This window comes from Salmonella sp. SJTUF15581, from assembly GCF_043356775.1.
Lineage (GTDB): Bacteria > Pseudomonadota > Gammaproteobacteria > Enterobacterales > Enterobacteriaceae > Salmonella > Salmonella enterica.
The window spans coordinates 194,649-212,110 of sequence record NZ_JBEUJY010000005.1; the positions used below are offsets into that span (position 1 = coordinate 194,649).

A 17,462-nucleotide genomic window follows, 5' to 3' on the forward strand; every position below is an offset into this window, starting at 1 on the left:
TTCAGGGGTATTTTGTAACATGGCAGAAAAACAAACTGCGAAAAGGAATCGTCGCGAAGAAATACTTCAGTCACTGGCGCTGATGCTTGAATCCAGCGATGGAAGCCAACGCATCACGACGGCAAAACTGGCGGCCTCGGTCGGCGTTTCAGAAGCGGCGCTATACCGCCATTTTCCCAGCAAGACCCGCATGTTCGATAGCCTGATTGAGTTTATCGAAGATAGTCTGATTACCCGTATCAATCTGATTTTAAAAGATGAAAAAAACACCAGCACGCGTTTGCGCCTGATTGTGTTGCTGATTCTGGGTTTTGGCGAACGCAACCCTGGCCTGACGCGCATTCTTACCGGGCACGCGCTGATGTTTGAACAGGATCGCCTGCAGGGGCGTATTAATCAGCTTTTTGAACGCATCGAAGTGCAGCTCCGTCAGGTGCTACGAGAAAAAAGAATGCGTGAAGGCGAAGGCTACACGACGGATGAAAATCTGCTGGCAAGCCAACTGTTAGCCTTCTGTGAAGGTATGCTTTCACGGTTCGTGCGTAGCGAATTTAAATACCGCCCAACGGACGATTTCGACGCCCGCTGGCCGCTCATTGCCGCTCAGCTACAGTAACGCTGACTGGATAGTGGCTCACGCCTTATCCAGGCGACAGAAACATAAGCCCGGTAAAGCGCCACCGGGCAATTCGCTTACACGCCAAATTCTTCCCGGTATGCTCGCACAGCCGCCAGATGCTCAGCCATATCAGGTTTTTCTTCCAGATAGGCAATCAGGTCTTTCAGCGTAATGATGGAGATAACCTTACAACCATAGTCGCGCTCCACTTCCTGAATCGCGGAAATCTCGCCGCGGCCACGTTCCTGACGATCCAGCGAAATCAGTACGCCAGCCAGCGTAGCCCCGTGCGCCTGAATAATCTCCATCGACTCGCGAATCGCCGTACCTGCGGTAATCACGTCATCCACCAGCATCACGCGGCCCTGTAGCGCGCTGCCCACCAGACACCCGCCTTCGCCATGATCTTTTGCCTCTTTGCGGTTAAAGCAGTACGGCAGGTCTTTATCGTGATGTTCCGCCAGCGCAACCGCCGTCGTCGTCGCGATCGGAATACCTTTGTACGCGGGGCCAAACAGCAGATCAAATTCAATACCGGAATCCACCAGCGCTTCGGCATAAAAACGGCCTAACAACGCCAGGTCGCGCCCGGTATTAAACAGCCCGGCGTTGAAGAAATAGGGGCTTTTGCGCCCGGATTTCAGCGTAAACTCGCCAAACTTTAGTACCTGCTTGTTAAGCGCAAACTCAATAAACTGGCGCTGATACGGTTTCATGGATTCGCTCCTTTTCTTACTTTCATCATTTACGAAATTTACGGACAAAAAAAAGGCGACTTTTCAGTCGCCTTAAAATCAATTTTCTAACGCCGCCTTCTGCGTCGCCACAATGGATTCAATTCCCCCTCGGGCCAGCGCCAACAAAGTGAGAAGTTCTTCATGGCTGAACGGCTCGCCTTCCGCGGTACCCTGTACTTCAATAATGCGGCCGTCTTCAGTCATCACGACGTTCATGTCGGTTTCTGCGGCGGAATCTTCAACATATTCCAGATCGCAGATCGCTTCGCCGTTAACGATGCCTACAGAAACCGCCGCCACCATGCCTTTCATCGGATTGGTTTTCAGCTTACCGTTGGCAACCAATTTATTCAGCGCATCCGCCAACGCCACGCAGGCACCGGTAATAGACGCTGTACGCGTACCGCCATCGGCCTGGATTACATCGCAGTCCAGCGTAATGGTAAATTCGCCGAGCGTTTTCAGATCGACCGCCGCACGCAGCGCACGCGCGATCAAACGCTGAATTTCCATAGTACGGCCGCCCTGCTTACCCTTTGCCGCTTCGCGCGCGTTACGGGTATGGGTAGCGCGAGGCAACATGCCATACTCTGCGGTGATCCACCCCTGGCCTTGTCCTTTCAGAAAACGTGGAACGCCCTCTTCAATGGAGGCAGTGCACAACACTTTGGTATCTCCAAATTCGACCAGTACCGAGCCTTCAGCGTGTTTTGTATAGTTACGGGTCAGGGTTACGGGACGCACCTGATTAGCGCTACGGCCTGCTGGACGCATATTGAGATCTCCGGCTTAAAACGAATGTGGCTGCGCATTATACGGACTTCCGATGGTTATTCCTATCCTGACAAGGCCTGGATAGCTATAATCCCCTCATCTCTCCTTTAAAAACGGGAACATCTATGATCCGCAGTATGACCGCCTACGCCCGGCGTGAAATCAAGGGTGAATGGGGTAGCGCGACCTGGGAAATGCGCTCGGTAAACCAGCGTTATCTGGAAACTTACTTTCGTCTGCCGGAACAGTTCCGTAGTCTTGAACCCGTCGTGCGCGAACGCATTCGTACACGCCTGACGCGCGGCAAAGTCGAATGTATGCTGCGTTTTGAACCCGATGCCAGCGCGCAAGGCGAGCTTATTCTGAATGAAAAGCTCGCGAAACAATTAGTTAGCGCCGCAAACTGGGTCAAAATGCAGAGCGACGAAGGGGAAATCAATCCGGTTGATATTTTGCGCTGGCCAGGTGTCATGGCGGCGCAAGAGCAGGATCTGGACGCGATTGCCGCAGAAATTTTAGCCGCGCTGGACGGTACGCTGGATGACTTTATCGTGGCGCGTGAAACGGAAGGCCAGGCGCTGAAAGCGCTGATTGAACAACGTCTGGAAGGCGTCAGCGCCGAAGTAGCGAAAGTCCGCGCGCATATGCCGGAAATCCTGCAATGGCAGCGTGAGCGCCTGGTCGCGAAGCTGGAAGATGCTCAGGTTCAGTTGGAAAACAACCGTCTGGAGCAAGAGCTGGTGATGATGGCGCAACGCATTGATGTGGCGGAAGAGCTGGATCGTCTGGAAGCGCACGTCAAAGAGACTTACAACATCCTGAAGAAAAAAGAGGCGGTAGGTCGCCGTCTGGACTTCATGATGCAAGAATTTAACCGTGAGTCGAACACCCTGGCCTCCAAATCCATCAACGCTGATGTAACTAACTCCGCTATTGAATTAAAAGTGTTGATCGAGCAAATGCGCGAGCAGATCCAGAATATTGAATAATTCTGGCGCTCAATATGTCACAGAGCCCGCCTTATGCGGGCTCTCGCGTTTATCGGTAGTACGTTTTTAATTTCCGGCGAATAGCGTCGATAAGGCGTCGCTTCCACTCTACCGTTGAAGCCCGATACTGCATAAAAATAGCGCCTTCCGCCTGCTCCCCGGCAAGCGGCAGGACAAAAAGACCGCGCTTATCGGATAAATTTTCATACCAGGGGCGCGGTACAATCGCCATTAGCGGCGCCGACTGGACAGCAGGCGCAAGTTGACTGTAATCATGACAAACAAACGCCAGCGGACGTTCAAACCCGGCACGAGCCTGCTGCCTGTCCAGTTCGTTGTTCTCTTTTGTCCACGGCAAACAGTAAATGTGTTGATAATGCTGTAGATCAGCAAAATTCAACGCTGTGGCATTCTCCAGACGTGAACGCAATGGCGCGCCATAAACCGCGATCAAACGCGTAGTCCCCACCCGCTCGTAATGCAGAGCGCTGACCTGCTTTTGATGGTCGCCAATTGCCAGCACCAAATCAACCGAGCTATCCAACAGTTCATCACGCCAGGGTCGGCGGGCAAAAGGAAGGCACTCGATCACCGCCTGATGAAGATGACCTTTCTCTGCGAGAACGGGCGTAAGCAGCGCGTTCAATGCGGGAGGAAGTACCACCCGAAAACAACGGGAGCCGTTCTCTTTATCGCCAAACAGCTCCTCATTAAGCGAAACAAACACAGGTGCCAATTTGTCACGCAGCGCCTGCGCATAAGGCGTAGCAATCTGGCGGTTCCCTTCCCGTCGAAACAACGGATCGTTTAGCGCATCGCGCAATCTCATTAGCGCATGACTTACCGCAGAAGGCGACAAAGCCAGCTTTTGCGCCGTTTTCCCCGTAGAGCTCGTCTCCAGCAGCACATACAGTACTTTTAACAGGTTCATATCCATTTGCAGCAAGTTCATTAAACGTCTCTCTTATTGAACCTGGCTAAATTACTGCCAGGTATACTGCGGGCGCTTCAATCAGGAGAACATTATGAATCGCTATGCATTATTCCTTGTATGTATATTTTCAACATCAGCACTTCCTGCCATGGCGGCATTAGATCCTTCACAACCGTTATCACCCGCGCCTCCGTTATCACTGTTTAAAGCGTGGGCTAAGCCTATAAAGCCGTTTCAAATCACAGAAGGCGTGTGGTATGTCGGCACGGAAAATCTCTCTTCTATTCTGCTGACCACTCCGGCAGGGCATATTCTTATTGATGCGGGGTTGGATGAAAGCGCACCGCAAATTAAAGCGAATATTGAAGCGGCAGGATTCCGCCTCACAGACGTGCGCTATCTGTTGAATAGCCATGCGCGGCTGGATCAAGCGGGGGGCATGGCACGTTTGAAAGCGTGGAGCGGCGCACAATTGGTCGCCAGCCAACCCAACGCCGATCAGATGGCGAGGGGTGGACGAGAGGATTTTGCGCTTGGCGATGCGCTCCCCTTCCCGCCCGTCACCACTGATAAAATTATCCACAACCAGGAAAGCATCAGCCTCGGAGGGATAACCGTGACAGCACTATTCACGCCTGGACATCTACCCGGCTCAACCTCCTGGCGCGTAACGCTCCGCAACGGCAAGACGCTAATTTACGCAGATAGTCTCGCCACACCTGACTATCTGCTGATTAACAACAAAAATTACCCTGACCTGGTTACTGATATTCAGAGTAGCTTTAAGACACTGGCCGCCCAGCATGTTGATATCTTTATTGCCAACAAAGGTGACCGCTTCGGGCTACTGGAGAAACGACAGCAACTTCGCAACGGCGATACACAGGCTTTCTTTGATTCCAATGGCTTGCAACAGTATGTGGAACGCTCGCGTCAGCGCTTCATCACACAACTTACCGCACAGCAGCCATAATGAAATGACTCACCGGCGGCGCGTCCAGGGCGCCGTTCATTTAATTTATCTAAGTCAAAACAGAAAAACCTCGTATATAATAAACCACAAAGATTATGTTCAATTTATTGATATTTATAATAAATAATTATTAATCATAAATTTAAAATCATTACTAAAATTTATTAATCGCGTAATGCCTTAGAAAATCTCAATCGTGATACAGCGCACAAATCGTTAATCTTCGCCCCCAGTAAATTAGGGGGAAATCATGCTGTTGCACGTTCTTTATTTAATTGGCATCACTGCCGAGGCCATGACGGGCGCACTCGCTGCGGGTCGTCGTCGCATGGATACATTCGGCGTAATTATTATTGCTACCGCCACCGCCATTGGTGGAGGCTCGGTTCGCGACATTCTGCTCGGTCACTATCCGCTGGGTTGGGTGAAGCATCCCGAATATGTCATTATTGTGGCGACTGCCGCTGTATTGACCACCATTGTTGCCCCCGTCATGCCCTATTTACGCAAGCTTTTCCTGGTACTTGACGCGCTGGGGTTGGTGGTTTTCTCTATTATTGGCGCTCAGATAGCCCTTGATATGGGCGAAGGGCCAATTATCGCCGTGGTAGCCGCCGTCACTACCGGCGTCTTTGGCGGCGTGCTCCGCGATATGTTCTGCAAACGCATTCCACTGGTGTTTCAAAAAGAGCTATATGCCGGCATTTCGTTCGCCTCGGCGGTGCTCTATATTGCGCTGCAACATTACGTCATGAATCCGGATGTCGTCGTTATCTCTACGTTACTGTTTGGCTTTACAGCAAGGTTATTAGCGCTACGTCTTAAACTTGGCCTGCCGGTATTTTATTACCGCCATGAAGGGCACTAAGACCCAAATCCGGGAATATGCTGAGCAGCCAGCCATCTGCTCAGCGTTTTGATCTGCGGATTATCCCGCCAGTCGATAACTCTCCCGGCACGGCGCTCGCCCGTCGCTGGCAACTGCCGCCAGTGTTGCTCTGTTCGCATTAATAACTGCTCCCATGAGAGATCGCCGCTGGCCTGTAATGCGGCCTGCGTTAAGGGGATATCCATCGCCATGATCCAGCGGGTAAACGACTGCCGGCGCGCCAGGTTAAATTGCCGCCATATCTGCTCGCTTTTTCCTTTAGCAAAGCCTGGCGTGTTGGCTATTTGCGCTGACGTCAGGGCAAGCCAGGAGAAGATATGCTCAAAGCGATGCGTCTGATGCAAGGCCCGCCAGCTGGCTTCGCCCATTCCGTCCAGACCCAACGCCGACCGTGACCCCAGCCATACCAGCCTGGAGATAAACTGTTCCTGACACGTTGCCGACGCGTAAAAGCAGGTCAGCGAGTTGAAATGGCTATCAGGCGGTACAGGTTTACTCCGCTCACGACTCCGCCAGACGACCTCATCAAGCCGGGGAATGCCTTGCCCCGCCAGACTCACCAGGATCTGATCGCCCGGCGCGATATCCCACGCTTCCCAACGTTTCACAGAGCCGATATTGACCCGCTGAACCCGCTTATCATCCAATATAACGGGGACAAGCGACGCTACTACGGTAATTTTGCCGCTTTTACCCACCGAGAACTGAATAGCGCTCACTTGCGCGACCTGCGCTACTGGCGGATATTTCCATGCTGCCAGCCAGTCGCCCTGCCCGGGTCGCCAGTATTGTGACGCGGGTTCTTTAGCCATGCGTATCACTACGCCATCCGTCACAAAGGGTAACGCTGACGTCAGCCATGACTGGCGCGCCCGCTCGACCTCGCTGGCATCTTTTACCACCAGGGAATATTTCTTCGTCAGACTGAATCCAGCCTTAGCAAGTTGGCTTAATCTTTCGGGCATATTTGCCGGACCGTCCGGCCACGCCCAAATAAAAATACCCAACGAATTTAGCGCGGAGGCGTTATCCTGGCGCATTAACATTCCTGCGACTTTCGAGCGCGCATTCATCCCGCCCATCCGTTGCTGGATATGCCCCTCGCGCTGTAGAAAGATTTCGCCCTGCAACACCGCGTTAGCTAGCGCGCCTTGTGTTGTCTGCGGTATAGAGGGGATCAGGCGAATTTTTGGCGTCCAGTCCTCGCCTTGTAGTCCGTTACCCCGGCTAATAGCCCTGGTCAGTTTACCGTTTTGATAAACCAGCGTTACCGCTACGCCATCCACTTTTGGCTGTACCCAAAGCTCGCTGCGCCCGCGCATCCACTGTTCTACCGCCTGTCGGTCCGCGAGTTTGCGTACGCCCGTATGCGCAACAGGATGCATTGTTGTACCGTTTAACGGCGGTGAAACCGGAGTAGATAAAACATCCTGACCAACACAGCGTTGCCACTGAACCAGCCTTGCGCTGAGTTGGTCGTACACACTATCGTCAACCGCGCTAACACCTTGTTTCCAGTAGATGTCATTCCAGTCAGCGAGCTGTTGCTGTAAACGGGCGATTTCTTCAGCGGCCCTTGCTGGCGGCCAGGCCGGGCAAAGCGCCCCACTCTGCGAATGCCACAATAAAATTCCCCACGCCATACTTTTCCATAATCTCATCACGACCTCCTGCGCACATTGCCAGGCAGGTATAGCGCTTTAGTGAATAAAAACCGACAGGTAAAAATGCATCATCCGAGCCGCTTTCCAGATTTTTTGGTGGGTTGCTGCAACGACGCGATAAAAGCGGAAAAAGGGACGCAAAATGCAATAATCTGGCGCAAAAAGTGTGACAAAGACTACGTCGCATAACGGCGATGTGTATAATAAGCCCGTATCAAGGCTCTATTTCGATAATCACAGACGTAAGATACTCATGGCTCAAGGTACGCTTTATATTGTTTCTGCCCCCAGTGGCGCGGGTAAATCCAGCCTGATTCAGGCTTTATTAAAAACCCAACCGTTGTATGACACTCAGGTTTCCGTTTCACATACCACGCGCGCGCCGCGTCCGGGTGAAGTGCACGGTGAGCACTATTTCTTTGTAAATCATGATGAGTTTAAAACCATGATTGGCAGGGAGGCGTTTCTGGAGCACGCGGAAGTGTTTGGCAATTACTACGGCACTTCGCGCGAAACCATTGAGCAAGTGCTGGCAACCGGCGTTGATGTTTTTCTGGATATCGACTGGCAGGGCGCCCAGCAAATTCGCGAAAAGATGCCGCAAGCACGCAGCATTTTTATTTTGCCGCCATCAAAGATCGAATTGGATCGCCGTTTACGCGGCCGCGGGCAAGATAGCGAAGAAGTCATTGCCAAACGAATGGCGCAAGCGGTTGCAGAAATGAGCCATTACGCCGAATATGATTATCTTATTGTGAATGACGACTTTGATACCGCGTTAAGCGACTTGAAAACCATCATTCGCGCTGAACGTCTGCGTATGAGCCGCCAAAAGCAGCGTCATGACGCTTTAATCAGCAAATTGTTGGCAGACTGAACCCACTTTCAGTATCATGCCCAGTCATTTCTTCACCTGTGGAGCATTTTAAGTATGGCACGCGTAACTGTTCAGGACGCTGTAGAGAAAATTGGTAACCGTTTTGACCTGGTACTGGTCGCCGCGCGTCGCGCTCGTCAGATGCAGGTAGGCGGAAAGGATCCGCTGGTACCGGAAGAAAACGATAAAACTACCGTTATCGCGCTGCGCGAAATCGAAGAAGGTCTGATTAACAACCAGATCCTTGACGTCCGCGAGCGCCAGGAACAGCAAGAGCAGGAAGCCGCTGAATTACAAGCCGTTACCGCTATTGCTGAAGGTCGTCGTTAATCACAAAGCGGGTCGCCCTTGTATCTGTTTGAAAGCCTGAATCAACTGATTCAAACCTACCTGCCGGAAGACCAGATTAAGCGTCTTCGGCAGGCGTATCTCGTTGCACGTGACGCTCACGAGGGCCAGACACGTTCAAGCGGTGAACCCTATATCACGCACCCGGTAGCGGTGGCCTGTATTCTGGCCGAGATGAAACTCGACTACGAAACGTTGATGGCCGCTCTGCTGCATGACGTGATTGAAGATACCCCCGCCACCTATCAGGACATGGAACAGCTTTTCGGTAAAAGCGTTGCCGAGCTGGTAGAGGGGGTGTCTAAGCTTGATAAGCTCAAGTTCCGCGATAAGAAAGAGGCGCAGGCCGAAAACTTTCGCAAAATGATTATGGCGATGGTGCAGGATATCCGCGTCATTCTCATTAAGCTTGCTGACCGTACCCATAACATGCGCACGCTGGGCTCGTTACGCCCGGATAAACGTCGTCGTATTGCCCGTGAAACGCTGGAAATCTACAGTCCTCTGGCGCACCGTTTAGGTATTCATCACATCAAAACCGAGCTGGAAGAGCTGGGCTTTGAAGCGCTGTATCCCAATCGTTACCGCGTCATCAAAGAAGTGGTAAAAGCGGCGCGCGGCAACCGTAAAGAGATGATCCAAAAAATCCTCTCTGAAATCGAAGGACGTTTGCAAGAGGCGGGAATTCCGTGTCGCGTTAGCGGTCGCGAAAAACATCTTTACTCGATCTACTGCAAAATGGTGCTCAAAGAGCAGCGTTTTCACTCGATCATGGACATTTACGCTTTCCGCGTCATCGTTCATGATTCCGATACCTGCTATCGCGTACTCGGCCAGATGCACAGTCTCTATAAGCCGCGTCCGGGACGGGTGAAAGACTATATTGCCATTCCCAAAGCGAACGGCTATCAGTCTTTGCACACCTCAATGATCGGTCCGCACGGCGTTCCTGTTGAAGTCCAGATCCGTACCGAAGACATGGATCAGATGGCGGAAATGGGGGTCGCGGCGCACTGGGCGTATAAAGAACACGGTGAGACCAGCACCACGGCGCAGATCCGCGCCCAGCGCTGGATGCAGAGCCTGCTGGAGCTACAACAGAGCGCCGGTAGTTCGTTTGAATTTATCGAAAGCGTAAAATCCGATCTCTTCCCGGATGAGATTTACGTTTTCACCCCGGAAGGGCGCATTGTCGAACTGCCCGCTGGCGCTACGCCGGTGGATTTTGCCTATGCAGTGCATACTGACATCGGCCACGCCTGCGTCGGCGCGCGTGTCGACCGCCAGCCTTATCCGCTGTCGCAGCCGCTTAGCAGCGGTCAGACCGTCGAAATTATTACCGCGCCGGGCGCGCGTCCCAACGCCGCCTGGCTGAACTTTGTCGTCAGCTCTAAAGCGCGCGCTAAAATTCGTCAGTTGCTGAAAAACCTCAAACGTGATGACTCCGTAAGCCTGGGCCGTCGTCTGCTTAACCATGCTTTAGGCGGTAGTCGTAAGCTGGCGGAAATTCCGCAGGAAAATATTCAGCGCGAACTGGATCGTATGAAGCTGGCAACGCTTGACGATCTGCTGGCGGAAATCGGTCTCGGCAACGCGATGAGCGTAGTGGTCGCGAAAAATCTGCAGCAAGGCGAAGCCGTGGTGCCGACCGTTGCGCAATCGAATCACGGCCACCTGCCGATTAAAGGCGCGGATGGTGTGCTTATCACCTTTGCGAAGTGTTGTCGTCCGATCCCAGGCGACCCGATCATCGCTCACGTCAGCCCAGGTAAAGGACTGGTGATCCACCATGAATCCTGCCGTAATATCCGTGGATACCAGAAAGAGCCAGAGAAATTTATGGCGGTCGAATGGGACAAAGAGACGGAGCAGGAATTCATTACCGAAATCAAGGTGGAAATGTTTAACCATCAGGGCGCGCTGGCTAACCTGACGGCGGCGATTAATACCACCACCTCCAATATTCAAAGCCTGAATACTGAAGAGAAAGATGGTCGCGTCTATAGTACCTTTATTCGCCTTACCGCACGCGATCGCGTACATCTGGCGAATATCATGCGCAAAATCCGCGTGATGCCAGACGTTATTAAAGTCACCCGTAACCGAAACTAGCGCTATGAATCCAAAACGTTATGCGCGTATATGCGAAATGCTCGCCAGGCGTCAGCCTGATCTCACGGTCTGCATGGAGCAAGTCCACAAACCTCATAACGTTTCTGCAATCATTCGTACCGCAGATGCCGTTGGCGTCCATGAAGTCCATGCTATCTGGCCAGGTAGCCGGATGCGCACCATGGCTTCCGCGGCGGCGGGCAGCAACAGTTGGGTACAGGTGAAAACTCACCGTACCATTGGCGATGCGGTAGCCCATTTGAAAGGTCGGGGAATGCAGATTCTGGCAACCCATCTTTCTGATAAGGCCGTAGACTTTCGCGAGATTGATTACACGCGCCCGACCTGTATTCTGATGGGTCAGGAGAAAACCGGTATTACGCAGGAAGCATTAGACCTGGCGGATCGGGATATCATCATTCCGATGATCGGTATGGTACAGTCGCTGAACGTTTCCGTCGCCTCCGCGCTCATTCTTTATGAAGCCCAGCGCCAGCGGCAGAACGCGGGCATGTATCTGCGTGAAAATAGCATGTTGCCGGAAGATGAACAGCAGCGCCTGCTGTTTGAGGGTGGTTATCCGGTGCTGGCGAAAGTCGCTAAACGTAAAGGTCTGCCTTATCCTCGCGTCAATCAGCAGGGCGAAATCGACGCCGATGCTGACTGGTGGGCGACGATGCAGGCGGCAGGGTAATCACCATGTCAGGCCGCTTGTTAGACGCTGTTCCGCTCAATTCCCTGACAGGCGTCGGCGCAGCGCAAAGCAGTAAACTGGCGAAAATTGGCCTGCATACCGTGCAGGACCTCCTGCTCCACCTCCCTCTGCGTTACGAAGACCGTACCCATCTCTACCCTATTGGCGAACTGCTGCCTGGCATCTACGCCACCGTTGAAGGTGAAGTGCTGAACTGCAATATCACTTTCGGCGGTCGTCGGATGATGACCTGCCAGATTAGCGACGGTTCCGGCATTCTTACCATGCGCTTTTTCAATTTTAACGCGGCGATGAAAAACAGCCTGGCGACGGGACGACGTGTGCTGGCCTACGGGGAAGCGAAGCGCGGCAAGTATGGCGCAGAGATGATCCATCCGGAATATCGCCTGCAGGGCGATCTCAGCACGCCGGAACTTCAGGAAACGCTCACCCCCGTCTATCCGACCACCGAGGGCGTGAAGCAAGCGACACTGCGCAAGCTTACCGATCAGGCGCTGGAGTTGCTCGACACCTGCGCCATTGCCGAACTACTGCCGCCGGAACTGGCGCAGGGTATGATGAGCCTGCCGGAGGCGCTACGTACCTTGCATCGCCCGCCGCCGACGCTCCAGCTCGCCGATTTAGAAACCGGCAAACACCCGGCGCAGCGGCGGCTTATTCTTGAAGAGCTACTGGCGCATAACCTCAGTATGCTGGCGCTTCGCGCAGGCGCGCAGCGCTATCACGCTCAGCCGCTAAGTACCAACAACATATTGAAAGACAAGCTGCTGGCGTCGTTGCCGTTTAAACCCACCAGCGCGCAGGCGCGGGTGGTGGCAGAGATCGAACGTGATATGGCGCTGGATGTGCCGATGATGCGTCTGGTTCAGGGCGACGTCGGTTCAGGGAAAACGCTGGTTGCCGCCCTGGCGGCGCTACGCGCCATCGCTCATGGTAAGCAGGTGGCGCTGATGGCGCCGACCGAATTGCTGGCTGAACAGCACGCAAATAATTTCCGCAACTGGTTCGAACCGTTGGGCGTTGAAGTGGGTTGGCTGGCGGGTAAGCAAAAAGGTAAAGCGCGTCAGGCGCAGCAAGAGGCTATTGCCAGCGGTCAGGTGCAGATGATTGTCGGCACCCACGCTATCTTTCAGGAACAGGTGCAGTTTAACGGGCTGGCGCTGGTCATTATCGATGAGCAGCACCGCTTTGGCGTCCACCAGCGGCTGGCATTGTGGGAAAAAGGCCAACAACAGGGCTTTCATCCGCATCAGTTGATTATGACCGCAACGCCCATTCCGCGCACCCTGGCGATGACTGCCTACGCCGATCTCGATACCTCGGTGATTGACGAGCTACCGCCGGGCCGTACCCCTGTCACTACCGTTGCGATTCCGGATACCCGTCGCCATGAAATCATTGATCGTGTGCGCAACGCCTGCACAACCGAAGGCCGTCAGGCCTACTGGGTCTGTACGCTGATTGAAGAATCTGACCTGCTGGAAGCGCAGGCGGCGGAAGCCACCTGGGAGGAGCTCAAGCTGGCGCTGCCGGAGTTGAATATTGGCCTGGTACACGGCCGCATGAAGCCCGCCGAAAAACAGGCGGTGATGCAGGCCTTTAAGCAGGGTGAACTGCATCTGCTGGTCGCCACTACGGTGATTGAGGTGGGGGTCGATGTTCCTAACGCCAGCCTGATGATTATTGAAAACCCGGAGCGACTGGGCCTGGCGCAGTTACACCAGCTCAGAGGGCGCGTTGGCCGTGGCGCGGTCGCGTCGCACTGCGTGCTGCTCTATAAATCGCCGTTGTCGAAAACGGCGCAGAAGCGTTTACAGGTATTGCGCGACAGCAACGACGGCTTTGTGATTGCACAAAAAGATTTAGAGATTCGCGGCCCGGGGGAATTACTGGGCACGCGCCAGACGGGTAATGCCGAATTTAAAGTAGCTGATTTGCTGCGCGATCAAGCCATGATCCCCGAAGTTCAGCGTATTGCCCGTCATATTCACGAACGTTATCCGCAGCAGGCACAAGCGCTGATTGAGCGCTGGATGCCGGAAACCGAACGTTATTCCAACGCCTAATCCTATTCGCCGCGCGACAGAGCCGACAGAAGATCCTCAATCTGGATAGCGATAACGTCCTGGGCTGCCAGGGCATCGCGCGAGATACGCGTTGCCATCGCACTCTCCGGCTCGTCCCGCAGCATTTCCGCCGCCTTCTGCACCCCGTCGAGGATCATCTCCGACGTTAACTGCCGGGTTAAAAACGCCAGATTATTTTCCAACCACGGTTCTTTCGTCGCACCTAATGGCGGTTGCCACTGCCACGAGCCTTCTGGCCAAAGCGGGTTAACCTCTACCGGATAAATTAAATGTGCGGCGTACTGCAACGCGCATACCGCTTTACCCGGCGTATCCAGTAACCACCACTGATTCCAGAGCGAACGGATAAACGGCGCAATGCCGCCGAGAGCATTGAAGGTATCCAGCCAGGTCAGCGGAGAGTTGAAACCGCGCTCGTGATTGATTCGCGCCAGCATGGTCTCCAGCAAAAAATGCCGTACCTGCTGACGCTGAACGGCATCCATCATTTCCCGCCAGAGATAAGGCCGCCGTAACGCGCGCAGGAAAGACTCCTCGAAGTGATCGCCATAGCCATGGGTTAACAGCGTTTCGCGCCAACAGGCAAGGCACAGCGGAAACAGATAACGAAACAATTCCGGCTGCATCGGCTCGTGATAAACCAGATTCAGCACATAATAAACGCTCAGATGCCAATCGGTAATCTGCCGCCAGTCCGTCGCCGCCAGCGCCTGCAACTCAGCATCGGCATAGTCAAACTCCGCTTCCCACACGTTAAGAACCGGCGGCTCATCGCCAAAAATATGACGGCAGCGTTCACGCAGGGTTTCAGGTTGACGGCAACGTTTTTTCATCTTTATCCGGCAAACATTGGCAGCATCAGGTACAGCTTGATCACTAACGCATTGACGATATCGATAAAGAACGCGCCGACCATCGGCACCACCAGGAACGCCATATGCGAGGGGCCAAAACGGTCGGTAATCGCCTGCATATTAGCAATGGCGGTCGGCGTTGCGCCAAGGCCAAAACCGCAGTGACCCGCCGCCAGCACCGCCGCATCATAGTTTTTCCCCATCATACGCCAGGTGACGAAGATCGCGTACAGCGCCATGAAGATGGTCTGTACCACCAGAATCGCCAGCATCGGCAGCGCCAGCGACGCCAGTTCCCACAGCTTCAGGCTCATCAGCGCCATTGCCAGGAACAGTGACAAACTCACGTTCCCCAGCACCGAAACAGCACGCTCAAATACGCGATAAAAACCCACCAGCGCCAGGCCATTGCTGAGGATCACCCCAACAAATAGCACACAAACGAAGACCGGCAGTTCAAGCACCGTTCCCGCCAGTAGCTGCGCTACGATTTTGCCCACGGTCAGACAGATAGCAATCAGGGCGATAGTTTCGATTAGCACCAGAGAGGTGATCATACGACCCACATCCGGCTTTTCAAAGGCTGTCGGCACGGCCTGATCGTCAGGCATTCCATCCGGCGTGGTGGAGTGTTTCACCAGATAACGCGCTACCGGGCCGCCAATCAACCCGCCCAGCACCAGACCAAAGGTTGCACATGCCATTGCAACTTCGGTGGCACTGGCAAAACCATAACGTTCGACAAACAGTTTACTCCACGCCGCGCCGGTACCGTGTCCGCCGGACAGCGTAATTGACCCGGCAATCAGCCCCATTAACGGGTCCAGCCCCAACAGACTCGCCATGCCGATACCGATGGCATTCTGCATCAGCAGTAATCCGACCACGACGACCAGGAAGACGCCAACAACGCGTCCCCCCTTGCGCAGGCTGGCAAGGTTCGCGTTAAGGCCGATCGTCGCGAAAAACGCCAGCATCAACGGATCGCGCAGGGTCATATCAAAGTTGACCTCCCAACCGACGCTTTTTTTCAGTACCAGCAGAGCAACCGCGACCAGTAACCCCCCTGCCACCGGCTCCGGAATCGTATATTTCTTCAGTAAGGAGACAGACTGGACCAGCTTGCGACCCAGTAGCAGCACCAGCGTGGCGGCGACAAGGGTCGATAAGGTATCGAGTTCAAACATTTAAAGCTCCTGTAGTGCGCTGTGACACGTGCGCACAAATCATTTCCTGAGTCAGTTTTTTAGCTCTTTGCGAGTCTTCGGCATGGATTTTAAGCAGAAAAAGGCAAAAAGTTATATAAAAAGGTGCATTTATCTTTTTTAAATATTAAGAATATTCGCTCGCAATCGTTTGCTTTTACCATCTGGTCAGATAAAATCACCGCTTTTCCACCACGAGAATGTCCCTGATGTCCGTTAACGCCATCGAGCCGGCAGATGCGCAACCGGTTGCGCAGACGCAAAACAGCGAATTAATTTACCGTCTTGAAGATCGCCCGCCGCTCCCTCAAACCCTTTTTGCCGCTTGTCAGCATCTGCTGGCCATGTTTGTCGCGGTAATCACGCCAGCGCTGTTAATCTGCCAGGCGTTGGGTTTACCGGCGCAGGATACGCAACACATTATCAGCATGTCGCTGTTCGCCTCCGGCGTAGCCTCTATTATTCAAATCAAAGCGTGGGGGCCGGTAGGATCGGGGCTGTTATCCATCCAGGGAACCAGTTTTAACTTTGTCGCCCCGCTGATTATGGGCGGTACCGCGCTGAAAACCGGCGGCGCGGACGTCCCGACGATGATGGCGGCGCTGTTCGGCACGCTGATGCTGGCAAGCTGCACCGAGATGGTGCTTTCTCGCATTCTACATCTGGCGCGCCGGATTATCACGCCGTTAGTCTCCGGCGTCGTGGTAATGATTATTGGCCTGTCGCTGATTCAGGTGGGGCTAACCTCCATCGGCGGCGGCTATGCCGCAATGAGCGACAACACCTTTGGCGCACCGAAAAACCTGCTGCTGGCCGGCGTCGTCCTGGCCATTATTATCCTGCTGAATCGGCAGCGTAATCCCTACCTGCGCGTGGCTTCTTTGGTTATTGCCATGGCGGCTGGCTATCTTTTGGCCTGGTTTATGGGCATGTTGCCTGAGAATAACGCGCCGGTCTCACAGGACATCCTGATGGTGCCGACCCCGCTGTATTATGGTCTGGGCATTGACTGGAACCTGTTACTGCCGTTGATGCTGGTCTTTATGATTACGTCGCTGGAGACCATCGGCGACATCACCGCCACCTCTGATGTCTCCGAGCAGCCGGTATCCGGCCCCTTGTACATGAAACGGCTAAAGGGCGGCGTACTGGCTAACGGCCTGAACTCATTTGTTTCAGCGGTATTTAATACGTTCCCGAATTCCTGTTTCGGTCAGAACAACGGCGTAATTCAGTTGACCGGCGTCGCCAGTCGCTATGTGGGATTTGTCGTCGCGCTGATGCTGATTGTGCTCGGCCTGTTCCCGGCGGTAAGCGGTTTTGTGCAGCATATCCCGGAACCGGTGCTCGGCGGCGCCACGTTGGTGATGTTCGGCACCATTGCCGCCTCCGGCGTGCGTATTGTCTCGCGTGAGCCACTGAACCGCCGCGCGATTCTGATTATCGCCCTGTCGCTGGCCGTGGGTCTTGGCGTCTCGCAACAGCCGCAGATCCTGCAGTTCGCGCCGGAATGGGTGAAAAATCTGCTCTCATCCGGAATTGCCGCTGGCGGTATCACGGCTATCGTGCTGAATCTGATTCTCCCGCCGGAAAAACCGTAAAAACCCTGCGGCGGCGACACGATTCGCCGCTGCTGTAACGCTCTTTCACCATTCCTGTCTTGAGGATTGCACGCAAATCGTGCA

The 17,462-nt window shown here is 53.9% G+C and carries 16 protein-coding genes; 10 read left to right on the forward strand and 6 right to left on the reverse strand.

The window, feature by feature from the left end; genetic code table 11:
* Positions 1 to 19 precede the first annotated feature (19 nt).
* A complete protein-coding gene (slmA, locus tag ABVN36_RS11580) occupies positions 20 to 616 on the forward strand; it encodes a nucleoid occlusion factor SlmA (RefSeq protein WP_000818608.1) in 597 nt (198 codons plus the stop codon).
* Positions 617 to 693: 77 nt separating this feature from the next.
* On the opposite strand, the gene pyrE is transcribed toward slmA, so the two are convergent.
* A complete protein-coding gene (gene pyrE / locus ABVN36_RS11585; RefSeq protein WP_000806165.1) occupies positions 694 to 1,335 on the reverse strand; it encodes an orotate phosphoribosyltransferase in 642 nt (213 codons plus the stop codon).
* Positions 1,336 to 1,413: 78 nt separating this feature from the next.
* The gene (gene rph / locus ABVN36_RS11590; RefSeq protein ID WP_001247078.1) at positions 1,414 to 2,130 is read right to left on the reverse strand and encodes a ribonuclease PH; all 717 of its coding nucleotides are present in this window, start codon (positions 2,128 to 2,130) and stop codon (positions 1,414 to 1,416) included.
* 125 nt (positions 2,131 to 2,255) lie between these two features.
* On the opposite strand from rph, the gene ABVN36_RS11595 reads away from it, so the two are divergent.
* Positions 2,256 to 3,119, forward strand: a complete 864-nt coding sequence (locus tag ABVN36_RS11595; protein ID WP_000621352.1) for a YicC/YloC family endoribonuclease — start codon at positions 2,256 to 2,258, stop codon at positions 3,117 to 3,119.
* Between the two features lie 49 nt (positions 3,120 to 3,168).
* Here ABVN36_RS11595 and ABVN36_RS11600 read toward each other — a convergent pair whose 3' ends face one another.
* Complete coding sequence (locus ABVN36_RS11600; protein ID WP_001050866.1) at positions 3,169 to 4,071, reverse strand: LysR family transcriptional regulator; 903 nt, start codon at positions 4,069 to 4,071, stop codon at positions 3,169 to 3,171.
* A gap of 73 nt (positions 4,072 to 4,144) precedes the next feature.
* Between ABVN36_RS11600 and ABVN36_RS11605 the strand changes: the two genes are divergently transcribed.
* Together ABVN36_RS11605 and ABVN36_RS11610 are read left to right on the forward strand one after the other, a co-directional pair.
* Positions 4,145 to 5,026, forward strand: a complete 882-nt coding sequence (locus ABVN36_RS11605; RefSeq protein WP_023138289.1) for an HARLDQ motif MBL-fold protein — start codon at positions 4,145 to 4,147, stop codon at positions 5,024 to 5,026.
* Between the two features lie 250 nt (positions 5,027 to 5,276).
* On the forward strand, positions 5,277 to 5,894 hold the full coding sequence (locus ABVN36_RS11610) for a trimeric intracellular cation channel family protein (RefSeq protein WP_000924334.1): 618 nt from the start codon (positions 5,277 to 5,279) through the stop codon (positions 5,892 to 5,894).
* Here ABVN36_RS11610 and ligB read toward each other — a convergent pair.
* On the reverse strand, positions 5,891 to 7,576 hold the full coding sequence (ligB, locus tag ABVN36_RS11615) for an NAD-dependent DNA ligase LigB (RefSeq protein ID WP_023138290.1): 1,686 nt from the start codon (positions 7,574 to 7,576) through the stop codon (positions 5,891 to 5,893). The two genes, ABVN36_RS11610 and ligB, sit on opposite strands and share 4 nt — an antisense overlap.
* A gap of 256 nt (positions 7,577 to 7,832) precedes the next feature.
* On the opposite strand from ligB, the gene gmk reads away from it, so the two are divergent.
* Genes gmk through recG form a run of 5 tightly spaced genes read left to right on the forward strand, consistent with a single transcriptional unit; the run spans position 7,833 to position 13,697 of the window.
* Positions 7,833 to 8,456 carry a guanylate kinase gene (gmk, locus tag ABVN36_RS11620; RefSeq protein ID WP_000046966.1) on the forward strand — a complete coding sequence of 208 codons (624 nt, stop codon included), beginning with the start codon at positions 7,833 to 7,835 and terminating at the stop codon, positions 8,454 to 8,456.
* A 54-nt stretch (positions 8,457 to 8,510) separates the two neighbouring features.
* Positions 8,511 to 8,786 carry a DNA-directed RNA polymerase subunit omega gene (gene rpoZ, locus ABVN36_RS11625; protein WP_000135058.1) on the forward strand — a complete coding sequence of 92 codons (276 nt, stop codon included), beginning with the start codon at positions 8,511 to 8,513 and terminating at the stop codon, positions 8,784 to 8,786.
* 18 nt (positions 8,787 to 8,804) lie between these two features.
* Positions 8,805 to 10,916 carry a bifunctional GTP diphosphokinase/guanosine-3',5'-bis pyrophosphate 3'-pyrophosphohydrolase gene (gene spoT / locus ABVN36_RS11630; protein WP_000280481.1) on the forward strand — a complete coding sequence of 704 codons (2,112 nt, stop codon included), beginning with the start codon at positions 8,805 to 8,807 and terminating at the stop codon, positions 10,914 to 10,916.
* A gap of 4 nt (positions 10,917 to 10,920) precedes the next feature.
* Entirely contained in the window at positions 10,921 to 11,610 is a 690-nt protein-coding gene (gene trmH, locus ABVN36_RS11635; RefSeq protein WP_001068436.1) for a tRNA (guanosine(18)-2'-O)-methyltransferase TrmH, read from the forward strand.
* Positions 11,611 to 11,615: 5 nt separating this feature from the next.
* Entirely contained in the window at positions 11,616 to 13,697 is a 2,082-nt protein-coding gene (recG, locus tag ABVN36_RS11640) for an ATP-dependent DNA helicase RecG (RefSeq protein ID WP_000016748.1), read from the forward strand.
* A gap of 2 nt (positions 13,698 to 13,699) precedes the next feature.
* Here the strand turns inward: recG and ABVN36_RS11645 are convergent, their stop codons facing one another.
* Positions 13,700 to 14,551, reverse strand: coding sequence for a hypothetical protein (locus tag ABVN36_RS11645; protein ID WP_000745471.1), 852 nt, complete (start codon positions 14,549 to 14,551; stop codon positions 13,700 to 13,702).
* Between the two features lie 2 nt (positions 14,552 to 14,553).
* Positions 14,554 to 15,759 (reverse strand): sodium/glutamate symporter, encoded by a 1,206-nt coding sequence (gltS, locus tag ABVN36_RS11650; protein WP_000462256.1) that lies wholly within the window; start codon positions 15,757 to 15,759, stop codon positions 14,554 to 14,556.
* 227 nt (positions 15,760 to 15,986) lie between these two features.
* Here gltS and xanP point away from each other — a divergent pair, with 227 nt between their 5' ends.
* Positions 15,987 to 17,378, forward strand: coding sequence for a xanthine/proton symporter XanP (xanP, locus tag ABVN36_RS11655; protein ID WP_000115428.1), 1,392 nt, complete (start codon positions 15,987 to 15,989; stop codon positions 17,376 to 17,378).
* The last annotated feature ends 84 nt before the right edge of the window (positions 17,379 to 17,462 follow it).